Here is a 1,169-nt window from a genome sequence, read left to right as displayed (position 1 = left end):
ATAAATTAAAAAGCCGACTCTATTGGGTAGAGTCGGCTTGATAGATTTTCACACAGGAAAGGCATATGGCTCTAAGCCCTACGCATACCTCATGTTAGATCTGGCTGTCAGAACCCCATTCTAACATTTAGGCCCGTAAATCTCAAGATTTACTCGCTTATTTTGGTATGCGCCCTGAAAAACGAGCCGCCAAAATAGGAGGGCTAACAATGCTTACCGAAAATCAAGACTTCGTGTTTTGTAAATCTTATCGCCATAAATCTGGAAAAATTATTGTCCATCCAACTGGATATTTTAAATTTCCCAGAACTCGGCCATTGAAAGAAGAAAAGGATGCTATCCGTAATAAAAAATCGGATGGTCCTGATAACTCAAACTCAATATCGTAAACAAGGTTAAATAACCTACTGCTATGCAACAAAGTTCACAGCCGTAGGTTACTTAATTTTTCTGATCGCACTTAATTTTATGCCCCATTTTAGTACATGGGCTCAGAGAGAATTATGACAACTCAACAGCAGTTTCTTGACCTACTTTCCGATATTGAACCATCTACAACAACGGTTAATGATTGTTCAAGCGCACATAATACGCTTCGTGATGCTTTAAAAGTGCATAATGAATTCAGCAAAGTACATGTGCATACATTCTTATCAGGTTCTTATAAAAGAAATACGGCAGTACGTCCGACTACCATAGGCGGAATCACACAAAGGCCAGATGTAGATATTATTGCCCTTACAAATCACACAATTAATGATAATCCTCAAATTGTCCTTGATGCAGTACATACGGCATTAAAGGATATTGGATATACCGATCTTACCGTTAACCGTCGTTCAGTAAATGTTAAGTTGAAAAAAGTTGATATGGATGTTGTCCCTATCATTTCAGATGGATATGGCGGCTATCTGATTCCAGACATTCATCTTGAAGAATGGCTAGTTACCAACCCTCCAGCCCATACCGAGTGGACTGTTGAGGTGAATAAAAATGCAAATGGTCGATTTAAGCCTCTTGTGAAGCTATTTAAATGGTGGCGTCGTGAGAACTTGTCTGATTTAAAAAGACCAAAAGGATTCATTTTAGAATGCCTGGTTGCCAAGCATATGAATTACTACGAATCCAACTATGAAAAGTTGTTTGTTTATCTTTTAGAAACGATCAGG

The 1,169-nt window shown here is 38.3% G+C and carries 2 protein-coding genes; both read left to right on the top strand.

Going from position 1 to position 1,169, the window contains the following annotated elements; genetic code table 11:
* Window positions 1-209: 209 nt before the first annotated feature.
* The gene (locus WA352_RS21685; protein ID WP_005314759.1) at window positions 210-389 is read left to right on the top strand and encodes a hypothetical protein; all 180 of its coding nucleotides are present in this window, start codon (window positions 210-212) and stop codon (window positions 387-389) included.
* A gap of 114 nt (window positions 390-503) precedes the next feature.
* On the top strand, window positions 504-1,169 hold a 666-nt coding region (locus WA352_RS21680), incomplete at its 3' end, for an SMODS domain-containing nucleotidyltransferase (protein WP_336143905.1).

This window comes from Acinetobacter sp. 102 (genome assembly GCF_037028485.1).
GTDB lineage: Bacteria > Pseudomonadota > Gammaproteobacteria > Pseudomonadales > Moraxellaceae > Acinetobacter > Acinetobacter higginsii.
Note: the sequence above shows the minus strand (reverse complement) of the source record. Positions and strands in the feature narration are given on the sequence as shown.